General features: G+C 37.1%; 13 protein-coding genes and 1 pseudogene. 5 read left to right on the top strand and 9 right to left on the bottom strand.

From position 1 onward, the window contains the following. The coding region (locus DMP16_RS03700) for a hypothetical protein (RefSeq protein ID WP_185957808.1) at positions 1-781 on the bottom strand (781 nt) is incomplete at its 3' end. A 268-nt stretch (positions 782-1,049) separates the two neighbouring features. On the opposite strand from DMP16_RS03700, the pseudogene DMP16_RS03695 reads away from it, so the two are divergent. After that, positions 1,050-2,111: pseudogene (locus DMP16_RS03695) on the top strand (RNA-guided endonuclease TnpB family protein). A gap of 288 nt (positions 2,112-2,399) precedes the next feature. Here the strand turns inward: DMP16_RS03695 and DMP16_RS10885 are convergent. Further along, the gene (locus DMP16_RS10885) at positions 2,400-2,555 is read right to left on the bottom strand and encodes a transposase (protein ID WP_069281386.1); all 156 of its coding nucleotides are present in this window, start codon (positions 2,553-2,555) and stop codon (positions 2,400-2,402) included. Positions 2,556-2,705: 150 nt separating this feature from the next. Next, on the bottom strand, positions 2,706-2,924 hold the full coding sequence (locus DMP16_RS11305) for a hypothetical protein (protein ID WP_231961199.1): 219 nt from the start codon (positions 2,922-2,924) through the stop codon (positions 2,706-2,708). A gap of 55 nt (positions 2,925-2,979) precedes the next feature. On the opposite strand from DMP16_RS11305, the gene DMP16_RS03690 reads away from it, so the two are divergent. After that, positions 2,980-3,741, top strand: coding sequence for a hypothetical protein (locus DMP16_RS03690; RefSeq protein WP_231961200.1), 762 nt, complete (start codon positions 2,980-2,982; stop codon positions 3,739-3,741). Positions 3,742-4,316: 575 nt separating this feature from the next. On the opposite strand, the gene DMP16_RS10880 is transcribed toward DMP16_RS03690, so the two are convergent. Continuing rightward, positions 4,317-4,517: a hypothetical protein gene (locus tag DMP16_RS10880; RefSeq protein WP_069281390.1), complete on the bottom strand. Its 201-nt coding sequence runs from the start codon at positions 4,515-4,517 to the stop codon at positions 4,317-4,319. Between the two features lie 135 nt (positions 4,518-4,652). Between DMP16_RS10880 and DMP16_RS03680 the strand changes: the two genes are divergently transcribed. Beyond that, entirely contained in the window at positions 4,653-6,062 is a 1,410-nt protein-coding gene (locus tag DMP16_RS03680; protein ID WP_185957809.1) for an aldehyde dehydrogenase family protein, read from the top strand. 29 nt (positions 6,063-6,091) lie between these two features. Here DMP16_RS03680 and DMP16_RS03675 read toward each other — a convergent pair whose 3' ends face one another. From DMP16_RS03675 to DMP16_RS03655, 5 genes are all read right to left on the bottom strand, one after another. After that, complete coding sequence (locus DMP16_RS03675; protein WP_069281394.1) at positions 6,092-6,721, bottom strand: type 1 glutamine amidotransferase; 630 nt, start codon at positions 6,719-6,721, stop codon at positions 6,092-6,094. A 447-nt stretch (positions 6,722-7,168) separates the two neighbouring features. Continuing rightward, entirely contained in the window at positions 7,169-7,729 is a 561-nt protein-coding gene (locus DMP16_RS03670; RefSeq protein ID WP_069281396.1) for an isochorismatase family cysteine hydrolase, read from the bottom strand. Positions 7,730-7,794: 65 nt separating this feature from the next. Further along, entirely contained in the window at positions 7,795-8,613 is an 819-nt protein-coding gene (locus tag DMP16_RS03665; protein WP_069281398.1) for an amidohydrolase family protein, read from the bottom strand. A gap of 80 nt (positions 8,614-8,693) precedes the next feature. After that, positions 8,694-10,274, bottom strand: a complete 1,581-nt coding sequence (locus DMP16_RS03660) for a sodium:solute symporter (protein ID WP_069281400.1) — start codon at positions 10,272-10,274, stop codon at positions 8,694-8,696. Between the two features lie 4 nt (positions 10,275-10,278). After that, a complete protein-coding gene (locus DMP16_RS03655) occupies positions 10,279-10,470 on the bottom strand; it encodes a DUF3311 domain-containing protein (protein ID WP_069281402.1) in 192 nt (63 codons plus the stop codon). Between the two features lie 164 nt (positions 10,471-10,634). On the opposite strand from DMP16_RS03655, the gene DMP16_RS03650 reads away from it, so the two are divergent. After that, positions 10,635-12,110: a thiamine pyrophosphate-binding protein gene (locus DMP16_RS03650; RefSeq protein WP_069281404.1), complete on the top strand. Its 1,476-nt coding sequence runs from the start codon at positions 10,635-10,637 to the stop codon at positions 12,108-12,110. A gap of 1,191 nt (positions 12,111-13,301) precedes the next feature. Next, positions 13,302-14,894, top strand: a complete 1,593-nt coding sequence (locus DMP16_RS03645; protein ID WP_143576901.1) for an L-lactate permease — start codon at positions 13,302-13,304, stop codon at positions 14,892-14,894. Positions 14,895-15,233 lie beyond the last annotated feature (339 nt).

Here is a 15,233-nt window from a genome sequence, read left to right as displayed (position 1 = left end):
TTCCTAAGGGAGGTGAATAGAGATATAATCTTATTTGGTTAGTTTCTACTATTAAATCTCCGACCTCCTTTGGGATTTTCACAGGGTCTTGAGGACCCTCATAGAGCACTATATCATATTTCTCAGCCTTAACTCCTTCAAACTCGTAACATTTAGGAAAAGTGATTTCAAGTTTAGCAGATATTGTGGGTGTAGAAATTTGTAAGCCATCCATCATTTCCTCATCTCTATACACCTTTAACGTCTCTTCCTTAGTAAATGTAAAGTAATTCTTTTGAATTACTTTGAAGCCATAACGAATACTCTCTCCTACTTGTAAGGGGGGATTAAGAATCCATTTAAGATAGGCTTTTTGTTGACTGACCTGTTTCTCATAGAGTTTCACTTCACCTTTTTCCCTCTTAGCGACATAGACCTTAACTTCTGTTCTATACTTATAATCAGCTGTCCAATAACTAGAAACCTCTATTTTATCCATCTCTTTCAACGCTATTGCGTTATATTTGAAACTTTTTATCTTAGTTCTATCCCCTCTGAAAATTACTTTAACATCATGAGACAAGTTAAGGAAATCGTATTTTCTCTTTAGAACTATTCTTGCCCTATTTGACTTAATATCCCCTTCAATCTCAATTACGTCCAATTTTTTCAACAATAATAGAGCCTTATATAATTTTCCTAAAGGGGTCTTCTTACTCAACGGTATGTCCTTGATAAGTACAGATCCATCACTATTAGCAATAGTCTTTAAAATTGTCGTTAGCAATTTTGGCTTTTTCACACTATATATACGGAACTTAAACTTATTATTTTTACTAGGATTAATGAGTAATGATATATTAATATATGAATATAACTATCAAAACATCTTTTGATTGTGAATTTAAAAATCAACTAACGATACAAAAGAAAAAGAAAGCCTCGCCCTTTAGGTGAGGATGAAAAGTATATAAACCCCTTTCCTTTACCCCTTTATTATGAGTAGAGGGACTAAAAAGATTGGGTTAGAAATCAGAGCTACAGTTTGAAGATTTCCCCCTACCTCCCCTCTGCTCAGCCTTGTCTCTAATTATGAAAAAGGCCTACGTTATGTCCTTAATTGGTAAGAGAGAACAAGCCAAAGAGGTTATTAAAAGACACTCATAAGGGTACTTACAAAACACTAAGGCAAAAGTTTAATCTACCGTCAAAGGTTGCCGTAGACTGTAACAGAAACGCTATAGCAATATACAAGTCGTGGTTGAAGAACTCCAAGCGTGGTAAGTATCCAGTAGTAAATGAGGGTATCTGTCTGGTTAACACCAGAACAATCATATTCCATTGATTTCGATAAAATGAGTGTAAGGAAAATAGGAGTTGGTGAAATACCAATACTAGGCTATCCAAGGAGCTTGTCAGAATACAAGGACTGAGAAATGAGAGAGGCTAGGCTATTGCTAAAGGAAGGCAAAGCGTACTTAACGGTCACTCTTCTAAAGGAATGGAAGGAACCAGAGGCTAAAGACGGTGTCGCAATTGATATTAACATGGCTGAGGTAGTTGTTGGTAAAGACGATGAACAGTACGTTAGGATACCCACAAGATTAGAGGATGCTCATCATTACAAATCATTAGCTGAGGGCTTACAGAAGAAGTATGAGAAGAGGTGGAAGGAGAATAGAAGGATCCTTAACAGAATTAGGTCATACCATAAGAAGGCTAAAAACATCTTAGAGGACTCTGCAAAAAAGGTGGGTAAATGGGTTATTGATACAGCTAAGTCGTTTAATATTTCTGCTATATTCCTCGAAGACCTCAATAACCTAATTAAAAATGTGAAGAAATTGCCCTCTGAGTTTAGAAATAAAAACTCTATCTCATGCAGTACCGTAGGATTCAATACTGGATTGAGTGGCAGGCTAAGAAGCATGGGCTAAAGGTTGTTTATGTTGACCCTCATTATTCCTCTACCCATTGCCCAAAGTGCGGAAAAGAAATGGAAGAAGTAGCTTATAGGTATTTTCATTGTATAAAGTGTGGTTATGAGAATGATCGTGATGTTATTGCAGTCATGAACCTCTATGGTTCTCTGAGCCTCTCGACATATGAGAGATGTAAGCACGAATCGATGAAGGAAAAGGGGAGGAAGTCAGATTTAGCTAACGGATTAATTAACAAAGGAAAAGCAAGCTTAGTCCTTTAAGGAGTTGGGTAAAAGTTTTTTAGTGTAGAAGTGGTATTTAGCTGACTTTTCCTCTCCACCCTAAAAGGCGAGGCTTTCCTCAACTTTATAAGCTCAAAAAAGCGTTAGCTGAGCCTAGAACCTTTTTGTACTTTTCATAATACTTGTCCCAAGTGTCCTTAAGATCCACTCCCTTATGTTGGAAGAACTGCTGTCTTCTCTCGTAATTGATTTCGTTTCACAGTTTTGCTGATGCGTTTACCAGCTTTATTTTCTTCTGTTGGTAACCATTAGGGAATAGTCTAACAAGGATTGTACGGACACTCCCTTCTGATATTGCGGGAGAGAGTTCCCGCTCCTCATCTTCTTGAAGTTGACCAGAAGGGAGTGCCATAGGAAAAGTTAGAAAAGATTAAAAGCTTATACCCTCAAAAAGTGAGGTTTGCCGTTCTTTCTATCAGACATCATGAGACTGAAGCCATTCTTATAGTCAGCGTGATAGTCGTGTACTGACCTTCCACATGCTTGAAAAAATCAAGCTAACCTATGCTTTTAAACTCTGCGCTTTACTATTAACAATGAAAAGAAAAATTGTCCTAGGTATAGTAGCAATAGCATTAGTAGTGACATTGGTAGTGACCTTAATCCAAGAACTAGGTCGTACCCAGACGACCTCCAGTATCTCGACGTCTACCCAAAGCTCCTTTGAGGAGAGCTCAACTTCCTGCTCTACACAAAACTCAGGGAAGTTACTCCTTTTCAATGAGCTTGGCACCTTCACTGTCCTAGGCAAGTACCAGAGCGATAGTGCATACGCGATGGCAGAGGTCTACACTCCTAACGCTTCTCTCTTCGTCTCTCCATTCCTGTGGAACATGAAGAGCGCCAACGGTGAGGCTAACTTGACCTACATAGGGCACGTCCTCCACGTTTACATCAACTTCACTCACTTTAAGAAAGTCAACCCATCAATATCCGTGGACGGCTACCCAGGAATTATGTATGGACAAGAGGACTGGTTCCCCTTCACCGGCTCCACTCAAGTCTCTCCTCTGTTACCCCTTCCTCTGATGGTAACCAAGTTACCGCAGTTCACCTCTACCCTTTCCTACTCCCTCTTTTTAAAGAAGGGTGTAATAGACGACTTCTCTTACGATATATGGCTCACGCAGAACCCCAACACTACCTACTTGGAGTTCCCTGACGTAGAGGTGATGATCTGGCTGTACCACAACGAGACCCTCTCCAATTACTTCATATACGAGGGACAAGTGCAGGCCACCTTGGTAGTCAATGGGACTCCCCTTGAGGATAACTTCTCCGTTTACGTGATCCCACACACTGGGTCTGCCAACGGTTGGATAGGGGTCTACTTCCTTAGCGAGATTCAGCTGGAGGGAAACGTGACAGTACCGCTCTCGGAGCTGATCGAGGGGAGCTTCTCTTTCATTCAGAAGGTGTTTCCTAACATCACACCGGAAGGATACTACTTGGACGCCATACAAGTGGGCATGGAGTTCAACGACGTTAACGGTTCAGTATTAGCTGGATACACACTCTATAACTGGGTTATAAAGTGAAAATAAAAGATAGCCTTTCAAAGCTGAGTTTTTATTCTGGACTGCTCCTCGTAGCCCATTGTATTTCATGAAGATAAGGGACTTTAACAGATTTCTCCAGTAATACTAAAATGTCAGAACAGTAGTAAGACTATTCCAAAAGCTATAGAGGAAACTAGCGATATTAGCTGACATAACTGCGCATGTAGAAATCAATTTCGTTCACTCAATAAAATTTTATTCTGACTTATGGATTGAGTAAATTGTACTATGGATATTTTCAACATCTTACCTTATTTCTTGTTGAATGCTAAGTGCAGTTCACGTGCGTGTTTTAGGCTTCTAATAGTTTAACTAGTCGAATGTTTCAATTTTGTGTTTAAACTAAGAGAAATTCTTGTAGATTGCTGCTCAGTTACGCATAAATACAATTTTCTATTTGATTTTATAAACCTATATTCCGTAAATATAGAACTCACTTCTAAGATATTGAGAAGATCTAGATTCTTACCTTAATGCTTTTTATTAACACTGAATTGCTAGTCAAAGACTAAATTCTGACCTCCTCCCCGCTCTAAAGGTTCCCTTAGAGCGGTTCACAAGTTTACCGCCTTTACCACTTCATAGCTAGTGGGCTTTAGAGCCCGCTCCACTCGTCCAGCGATAGCTAGGTCTTCAGCCATTTTACCACTATCTCTTGGGTAGAGGAGCCCCCACTCCACCCTCCTCGAGACTTGGGGATATGTACTGAGGAGAAGGGACACGTTCTCATTACTTTTTCCTTCCCTCCTCCCCAATGATCTTCCTTCACTTAAAAACTTTACCCCGCCCTAAAGGGCGAGGCTTGTCCTTCCTTTGTCAGTTAGTTTAAAGGATATATTTAAGGTTTATATGTTTTGCAAAAGTTTTAAAATTGGAGATCTTAATAATGAATAATGACAGAAAATATTGAAATACGCTCTCCTTCAAATTTGAAAGTTATCGGAACAGTTAAGAGGATGAGTAAAGATGAGGTTAGGGGAGAGATAGAAGAAGCTTATAAGGGGTTTGAAGAGATCTCAAAGATGCCGTTATACAAGAGGACAAATATCTTAAGAAAAGTTTCGGAGATCATAGAAAGGGAACAAGAGAGGTTAGCTAGGCTGTTGGCGACAGAAGCTGGAAAGCCTATAAAAGATTCTAGAGTAGAAGTTTTAAGGGCATCCAGATTATTTAGGCAAGCTGCGGAAGAGGCATCGATAGTTTTAGAGGGCAAGAATTATAGGGTAGATGCTTATGAGTATCCTCCTGGTAACGAGAACAGGATAGTTATAAGTACTAGAGAACCAATAGGTGTAGTTACTGCTATATTACCTTTTAACTTTCCGATAAACTCCTTTGCTCATAAGGTAGCTCCTGCGATAGCTGTGGGCAATTCAGTAGTTGTAAAACCTAGCATAAACACGCCACTATCAGCAATTGAAATGAAAAAAATTTTAGTTGAAGCTGGACTTCCAGACAGTGCTGTAAGAATAGTCACGGGATATAGCAATGAGATTGGAGACGAGATAATAACGCATCCCTTAGTTGGATTAATTACGCTTACCGGATCTACGCAAACTGGGCTAAGTATAGCTTCCAAGGCTGTAGCATTAGGGAAAAGGATCATTATGGAATTAGGGGGATCAGATCCAATAATAGTTTTGGAAGATGCCAACATAGATAGGGCTTCTTCAATAGCGGTAAGAGCGAGATTTGAATACGCAGGACAAAACTGTAATGCTGGAAAAAGAATAATAGTAAGGCAGGAGATCGCGGATAAATTCGCTAAAGCATTCTACGAGAAAGTAAAAAGCCTAAGAGTAGGAGATCCATTAGACGAAACTACTGACGTAGGTCCAGTTATTAATAGGGAGAGTGTAGAGAAGCTAAATAGTGTATTGGAGGACGCAAAGATTAAAGGAGGTAAGGTAGAAATATTAAACAAGGGTTCAGATTCTGGATATTTCTTCCCGCTATCAGTCATAACCAACGCAAACTTAGATATGTTAGCGCTAAAAACTGAAGTTTTTGGACCAATTGCACCAATTGTGAGTGTTAAGAATGATGAGGAAGCAATTAGCATCGCCAATTCAACAGAATATGGTTTGCAATCAGCGATATTTTCCAATGACTTAAATAGGGCTTTAAAGATAAGCAGACAGTTGAAATTCGGAGCAGTTATAATAAATGATAGTACAAGGTTAAGGTGGGACTCATTACCGTTCGGCGGATTTAAGAAGACTGGAATAGGAAGAGAGGGAGTTAGAGAAACCATGATTGAAATGACTGAGAACAAACTAATAGCTATAACACTATTCTGACCCTAAAGGGCGAGGGTTTTCTTTTTCATCTATAATGACTTATAGAAAGCTACGATCTTTTCAGCATTATGTTCTAATTCTTTTTCATTTCTCTTCACATCATCTACAATGCTAGCATCTCCTCCATAATTCTTAACCCATTCCCTTATCATTTCTGAATTCACTTCCAGATGAAATTGTAAACCTAAGATCCTTTTAACTTTAAAAGCCTGGAAATAGTTCCTGTTGTATGCCAAAAGGACAGCATCTATAGGCAAAGAAAAAGTATCTCCGTGCCACTGAAAGACTAATAACTCATCAGTCTTTAAGAAATTCGATAGCTCTCCAATTATCTTGACTTTCTGAACTCCTAACTCAACACCATAGGGGCCTTTAATTACCTTCCCCCCTAAAGCTTCTGAAATTAATTGAGACCCTAAACAAACTCCTAAAACCCTCTTATTCTGATAATAAGCCTTTCTGATCAATTGCATCTCAGTTTCTAAAAATCCATATTTATCTCTATCATAAACTCCCATAGGTCCTCCCATAATTACTAGTTCCTCAAAATCCTCATTACCCTTCAGTTCTTCTGCATAAATTTCTTTAACATTATAGAAATATTTTTTAAAAGTTCCTAAAGTCTCAATAGGGTGATTATATATTGCTAAAGTTACCATATGTGATATTTACTTAACAAAGTTATTAAATCTTTATAACGTCATCATCCTTTCCCTAATATATACTTCGTCTACAACTTGACCTCCTCCCCTTAGAGGGTTCCCTTAGAGCAGTTCACAAGTTTACCGCCTTCATCACTTCATTGTAGTTGGCTTTAAAGCCCAACTCCATTTGTCTAGCGGTAGACCAATGTCCGGGTCTTCAGTCAAATTACCACTATCCCTTGAGCGACACTCCACTCTCCTCGGGACTTGGGGATATATATTGAGGAGGAGGGACACGTTTTCACTACGCTTTATGGCTTCCCTCCTCCCCAATAATATTCCTTCACTAAAAATATTACCCCGCCTTAAAAGGCGAGGCTTTCCTCACTTTGTAAACATTAGCGCTCAGAGACGAATTGAAAAGAGTCTCACGCATACTTATTGTCTAGGCTTTCAAAGAATTTAAGACTTCTCCCAAAGTTCAATTATTTCCTTATTGCTTAACACCAGCATCAGCCTTTGCATATTTGCTAATGACCTCTCATGGGCTTGTTTATCAGCTGATGAGACTGCCTCTTTAGCTATAACTGGAATGAATCCTAAGGCTTGTGCGTGTCTAGCTGAAGTTTCAACACCTATATCAGTTGCTATCCCGGTGAAAACTATGGACGTTATTCCAGCATTTCTTAGCATAAGCTCAAAATTTGTACCCACAAATATACTTGGAGTGTTTTTCCTTAATATTACATCACCTTCCTTAGGATAGACTTCTTTATATATATCGCCAGGGTTAAATGAACGTCTAATTATTGGTTGGAATCTCTCCGGAAACGGCGTAATCATAGTGTACACTATCGGAACGTTATTCTTCCTTGCTGCATCGATTAACTCCTTAAGCTTGTTTATGAATTCGTCCTTATTGAATATTGAATTTACTAAAGCGTCTTGAACGTCCCACACTACTAATACTGAGTTGTTCTTTTTAACCAGCTTTTTTATTTCATCTAAATTAAAGAAAGACATATGATTATTCACTCATAATGTAATAAAAAGTTATCTAACAAAAAGTTAAATCGTTTATTTTTTAGTTAGAAATGCTCTACAGCCTTTATTAGATTTTCAGCATTATATTTTAGAATTCTATCCTTAACGTCTTGACTAATATTTACTTCAGAAAATTCCTTAACCCATCTTTCTGGTTTTATCAAGGGAAAGTCTGAGCCAAACAGTAATTTTTCATTAAGCCTTTTAGCGTACTTCCATATTACATCTGGTATATACTTAGGAGCCCAACCAGAGAGATCTAAGTAAACGTTAGGTTTGTGTAGAGAAATAGCTATTGCTTCTTCAGTCCATGGCCATCCGAAATGTGCCAAGACGATTTTCGTGTCTTGAAACCTAACTGCTATTTCGTCAAAATATATGGGTCTTCCATAATCTAACCTTATCTGGGATTTAACACCAGCCCCTATTCCAGAAGTTCCAGTGTGAAAAACTGTTACCAAACCGTGCTGATTAATTACATCATATACCTTTAATGCTCTCTCATCTAATGGATGAAAACCTTGTAATTGAGGGTGTAGTTTCACACCAACCGGTTCATATTCTTTTATTAATTTTCTTAACTCTTCTACGGCATTATGCTTTAGCGGATCTATTGAAATAAATTTGATTATCCTATCATCAGCTTTGATGACCTCGTTTGGAATTCTCCTACCTAGAAAGGTTGTTGAATCTATTGGTAAAACCACAAATCTCCTTATACCGAAGGATTCGTAGTAATCGAGGATTTCTTTTAATCCTTTGACCTCGACTTTAGCATTAAAGTACTTTAATGCGGATTCTTCATATTCTCCCAAAAAATCTAGAAATTCCTTTATTGGAGCATGAAAATGAAAGTCTATCATACTAGTGATTTTGTTTAGGATGTATTTAACTTTTGTAAAAGACTACAACTGTAGAAAAAAGTTAGCATATTTTTAAAAAATTAAACTAGCTCTTCTGATTTAATATTCGTTACTGGTCTCCAGCCAATACCATATGCTATTCCAGTACCTATTAATCCAATAGCCAAATTAATTAGAACTGATATTGCACCAATATACATCGGTCCTATAGGAGTTAAGAATGAAGAAGTCTTCAATGGTCCGAAGTGATTAGCTAAAAGTGTTAGATAAATCCCGCTAAACATCCCTCCTACCCATCCTCCTGTCAGCGCATAACCATTAAGCTTATGCGTATACAATCCCAAGAATACGGGGGGTAATGTTTGCAATATTATTATTCCTCCAAGTAATTGTAGTTGTATCGCATAAGTTGCTGGAGTAGTGAAGACCAATACCAAGGCTAGGAATTTAAAGGCTGTAGAAATCCATTTAGCTAATGCAGATTCAGTGTTAGAAGACATATTAGGTTTAAACTCCTTAATGATGTTTCTTGTCAGTAAATTAGCTGCTCCTATAGCCATTATAGCTGCTGGAACTAGCCCACCTATGAAAATACCTAATAAAGCGATTCCAACAAACCAATCTGGCATAGTGTATCCAATTAATGCAGGAACTGCTATTGCCCCAGATTTTACAGAACTTATGAACTTTACTACGTTAATATCGGCGTAAACTAGTATGCCGAACAAAGCTATAATAGCTAATATTAATGAATAAAATGGCTGTAGAGCTAGAGATACTTTAAGAGATTGCTTAGAATCTGCACTAACACTACCATTGACCGCATGAGGATAAAGGTATAGTGCAAAAGCGCTTCCAATTGCTAAGGATATATAGGCTGAATATGCAGAAATAGTATTAGGTAAATAATTGTAGAAAATGGGTTTATTAACGTGGTTTAAAGCTAGATTGATTTGATTGCTTAATGTGGCTGCGTTATGAAAGGCAGCTGAAAAGCCTCCAAATGCTAATGGGACGTATATTACAACTGTTATTACGCTGATAAGAATTATAGCGTCCTTATAAACTGCAGTTAAGGCAGCCCCTCTCAATCCACTGGTAAATACGAAAGCTGCGAGTATTATGAATGATACTAATAAACTTAAATCGCTTGCTAAAGTAATGTTACTAACTCCTAAACCTAATAATAAAATAAATAACGCAGCCTGCATTCCAACTATTTGTAAGGCTATATAGGGTAGTTCTGCTACAACACCAGTTATGGCAACTAAACCAGCAAGTAATTTGCTATTGAACCTCTCCTTAACGAAGTCCGCAGCTGTCACATAACCTCTATTTCTGGATATTGCCCACAATCTGGGCATAAAGAGAAGTGCAATAAATGGTGTAACTCCAGAGTAAAAGGCAGCGAAGAAACCTATAGGGCCACTTGCCAAAACGAGCGAGGGGACTGCAATAAAAGTATATGCTGTAAACAAATCAGCTGTCAATAAGAACCACATCAGATAGGGACCTAATCTTCTACCAGCTAAAGCCCATTCTGAAAGTTTTGATAGATCTCCCCTTCTCCACCTGCTTCCATAAAATCCTAAAAATACGAATATAGCGAAAAGGATTACAAATAATATAACTGAAATTATTGAGACATGTAAGCCATCCATGTTCTCAATCCTTTATCGTTAATATTACTATGAAAAATACTATAGCACCTATTGGCATTAGTATCATTTGATACCAGTAAAATAGTGGTAACCCTAAAAGAGTAGGAGAATCCTTAGAATAAATTGGCAAGAGGGAGTAGAGTATAATGAATACTAGTGCTAAAACCCCTACTGTTATATAATACTTTCTCGCCATTCTAAGTTTATCAAATGAAAATAAGTTTTTAAGCTTTTCTACCTCTTTTTAGAATTTTTCGAGTTATTTTTTGTAAATTTTATTTCGTTATTAGTTTTTAATCATTGTATCTTTAAAAAAACATTAAAAGAAAAGCTTATATTGTTCATGAATAAACACATCCTATGCCTAAAATAGCTGATGAAATTTATAAAATACTAGCCAAGTATACTGGGTCCATTTATGGCAATCCTGGAACCACTGAATTACCGTTTTTAAAATATATTCCAGAAAACATGAATTATTACTTGGCATTACACGATGGTATAGCTGTAGGGATGAGTGAAGGATATTATCTTAAAACGGGGAAATTAGGGATTTCTAACCTACATGCCGGACCAGGCTTGTCTAATTCATTTGGATACATTTATTCAGCTTATCATAATAAATCACCCTTACTAATTATAGTAGGTCAACAAGCATCTCATACCTTTGTTGATGAGCCGATGTTATATTATAATTTCCATTCATTACCGTACGTAAAGGATTACATTGTGATAAAGAACTCTAAAGAAGTTATTAAATCGTTCAATAGAGCCATAAGAACCTGCCTTTCTCCACCCTACGGTCCGGTAATAGTTTCTTTACCTTATGATATTGCGGATATTGAATCTCATGAAGAATACATAGACCAAGGGGAGATTAAATATAGTAATTTATGCGATGACACTAACGTCAAAGAGGTAGCAGAAAGGATAAATTCAAGTTACCAGGTTGCAATTATAGCAGGATATGAGATAGATGTCTATGAGGCATGGGAGGAGTTAAGGACCTTAGCAGAAAAACTGAAAACTCCAATTTATGTTGAACCATATTTATCTAGATCAGTAGGGGTAAAGATTACTGATACCCTACCAACTAGGGCTAGTGAAATAAATAAAATAATAAGAAATTATGATTTCGTGCTAGTAGTTGGGGCTGAGTTACACAGAGTATTATATGCCGATGAGGAAATAGAGTGGAAAAAAGCTATACAAATAACTTCAGACTTAAATGAAGCGAGGAAGAGACCTTGGAGTAGTATAGTGTGTAACATCAAAGACTTCTTGATCAAATTGAGTAGTTTAGTAAAGCCAAAGAATGAAAAAAGTATATCCATTATAAGGGAAAGGAAAATTGACGAAAAGATATATAACGTGATGAAAAATTTGCGTGATAAACTTAATGGTTATACTGTATTTAGCGAGGCGTCTTCCCATGGAGAAATTATAAGAAAAATGTTTTCTGAAGGAAAGCATAGCTTCTATACTAATAGAGCAGGATTGTTAGGCTGGGCATTACCAGCCGGGATAGGATATTCATCTGCTGGAGGTAAGTCGTTAATAATATTAGGAGATGGAAGTTTTAATTATACTCCTCAAGCACTATGGACTGCATCTAGATATAGTTTAGATGTAAGGATATTATTAATAAATAACCGCGGATATGAGTCTTTAAGAATGAGAGCAGGATACAATAAGGACTTCTTCTCTCCAGTCACACATCCTTGGAGAGTTGCCATGGCTTATGATTTTGACTCGAGGGAATTCGATGATCCTAATAATGCAGTTAGGTGGTTAATGGAAGGAAATCCTAGAAAGTTAGCTGAGATAATTGAATAAATATTACTGAGAAATAAAGTTAATCAACACTAAAATAATGAACATATTTTGGATATATTTGAGTAATAAACTAAAGATCTTAAGCCATGGTTATGGTCTCTCTTACCTCCCCCCTTACCCTAAAGGGGTAGTCTTGCCCTTATAATTATTATATTTCCCATCAGATTTACTAAGAATTTTTTAGTGAAAGCTAAGCTTAAATACTAAACTAAATAGAGTGCAATCATATGAGTATAAAAATAAATCTTAACTAGCTTGTTTATGCAACTGGACTTTGCTAGATCCTCATTACCACACTATATTCACACATTTATAGTTTATTCTATACCTTCAGAACGTCGCTATAAACTAAATCTCCTTCACCTTAAGAGGCTAGGTTTTTTCCTTTTGTTTAATAAACTTTGCTTCAAAATTCAGTTCAAATGCATAAGCTGTTACTATAACATGAGCTCTAGCTTGTCTCAACATTAATCAACAATTTAACTCTATCTCTTCCCTAATCCTTCTGTTGTTGTGATAAGGGCGAAAGATTAGATAAGACAAGAAGTGTCTTAAAGGGGTTTGCGTTTCATCGGATCTCATATAATTTGATATCGACCCTTGGGCTTCACGGGAGTCAAGCGAATTCTTCGCCCTCATCCTCCTACGCCCCATTAGCGGGATAACCCCAACCCACCATCTAAGTGGGGAAACCCGCACATCTTGGACTATGCAAGCCTTTCGGGATACATGCCCACATCTGGCGTTTTGTAAAAAATACTAGTATGGAGTTATATAAACTTAATTCTCTCACTGAAACTGCTTACTACGGCGCTTTATTCTATTGCCTACAGTACGAAAACCAACTGTATTTATCCTCACCAAATTTCTTCTTTAAGTACATTTATTACACCTCTTAAAACTTCTATACCAGCTATATTCAGTTTTGATCATATGGGTATTCTCGATAATAAGATTCTTCACTCTTCTTTTGCTCTCCATCTATATTAGACCTAACTTACATTATATAGAACTCCTTCCTCATATTAATATTTAAACGTTTCCGGCAAGTTAAGATAATAATAAATGTAAAAAATGTCAATCAAATCATTAGAGAAAATAACATTTTTACAAAGTGCACATAAATTGTTTGCTTAAGTGTTAAAAATAACTTTAAAAATCAGAAAAATGGTTTCTATAACTAGAATTAAAATGTTTACCCAACCCTTAAACCCAACAGGAAATGTAGGCTTAACGATTTTAGCTTCACTAACTCCAATAATTGTTCTACTTATCCTATTAGCCGGGTTAAGGCTATCTGCTTGGCTAGCCTCATTAATAGGATCAATTGTAACAATCTTAGTTGCTATATTAGTTTGGAGAACCCCAGTTACGCAAGTAATGAATGCATGGCTTATTGGTGCATTAGTTGGAACGTGGGCAATATCATGGATAGTCTTCTGGGGATTGACTATTTACAATACATTAGTGTTAACAGGGAAGTTCGATGCATTTAAGGATTGGGTAATTAGAAATTCTACAAATGATGCTAGGATTCAAGCTGTTCTTTTAGCTTGGTCTTTTGGCGCTCTATTAGAAGGTTTAGTAGGATTTGGATATCCATGGGCTTTCGTTGCACCATTACTCATAGCTTTAGGTTTCGAAGATCTAAAAGCTCTACAAGTTTCCGCATTAGCTAACAATGCCCCGGTGTCTTTTGGTGCTTTAGGAACACCGATCGTAATCCTTGCTGCAACTCCGGGATCACCTTTACTATTTGTATCCTCGTCTGTCGCTAAAGTAGTGGCAATATTAGCGCTTTTACCGCCTTGGATACTATTATATTTGGTTGATAGATGGAAGGGAATAAAGGATGTTTGGCCTATGGCTATTGTAGCCTCATTAGCCTACATCTTAGGTCAATATCCTATAGCGAGTTTTGTGGGACCCTATTTACCGGACATTACTGGATCACTAGTTTCGTTCATAATACTGCTCTTATTCTTAAGAGTCTGGAGGCCTAAAAGAGTTCTATCCTTGAGGCAACTTAATGGGGGTGGAGGGAATGATAAAAAATATACGACTAGAGATGTTATAATGGCATGGTCCGCTTTCATAATACTGATTATAATAGTGACTTTATGGACGGGACCGTGGTCACCATTAACTAAAGTATCAATAGCCACTTTAGAGCAGCCAGCTTTTTCAACACTCCTCCATAAAAAAGTTGCAGTTAGCTTCGCTTTTAATCCATTTGTTGCCGGTACCTCAATATTAGTATCTTGGATTGTAATATCAATAGTTTTGAGAGCTTCTCCAAGAATCATGGGAGAAGCTATAAAAAGATCATTTATGCAATATTGGGGAGGTATATTAACGGGTGTTTTCGTAGTAGGTTTAGCTTACGTATTTAATTTTAGCGGAATGGCTTACTCATTAGCGTGGAAGACAAGTGATCTAGGACTAGTATTTATAATAGTGTCTCCATTGTTTGGCTGGTTAGGCTGTGCGTTATCTGGTAGTAACACATCTTCAAATGCACTATTCGGAGTATTTCAAGTAACAACTGCTAGATTAGCCGGATTACCTATAGGTTTAACTCCTGCATTAAACTCTGTAGGGGCAGAATTAGCGAAGCCAGTAGCTCCGCAGACAGCTAGTGCTGGCGTATCTACTACAAAGTATGTCAGAAAGGAAGGAGTAGTGATAAGAGCTAATTTGCCGTGGGCTATTGGCATCTTGATTTATTTAATTATAATTGGAGTAGTCTATGCGTTTCTAGCTCCTACCTTATTTTTGCCGTAAAAATCTCTATTAAAAAATCATTTTTCTTCATATCCTGAGGAATTTTTCTGTTTCCTATCACTCCACTAAACAACCCAAGTAATATTCCAATTATATTGGCAGATGCTTCGTTGATTTATGCATCTTCACGACAATAATCTCGCTCTATTGATCTTTGATAGAGTTGAAAGTTAATCATTCCTTAGGACTAGCAAGATGAACCTTAAGAGATCGAAAGAATTATTGATTATTTTAGATTCCACTATGGCGTGTGGATAACAATTTCATCCACCTCCATAAAATTCAATTTTATTCTAACTTATGCTAAATAGATTTCGAGTAAATTGTATTGAAGAATAT

This window comes from Sulfolobus sp. B1 (assembly GCF_007050195.1).
Classification (GTDB): domain Archaea; phylum Thermoproteota; class Thermoprotei_A; order Sulfolobales; family Sulfolobaceae; genus Saccharolobus.
Note: the sequence above shows the minus strand (reverse complement) of the source record. Positions and strands in the feature narration are given on the sequence as shown.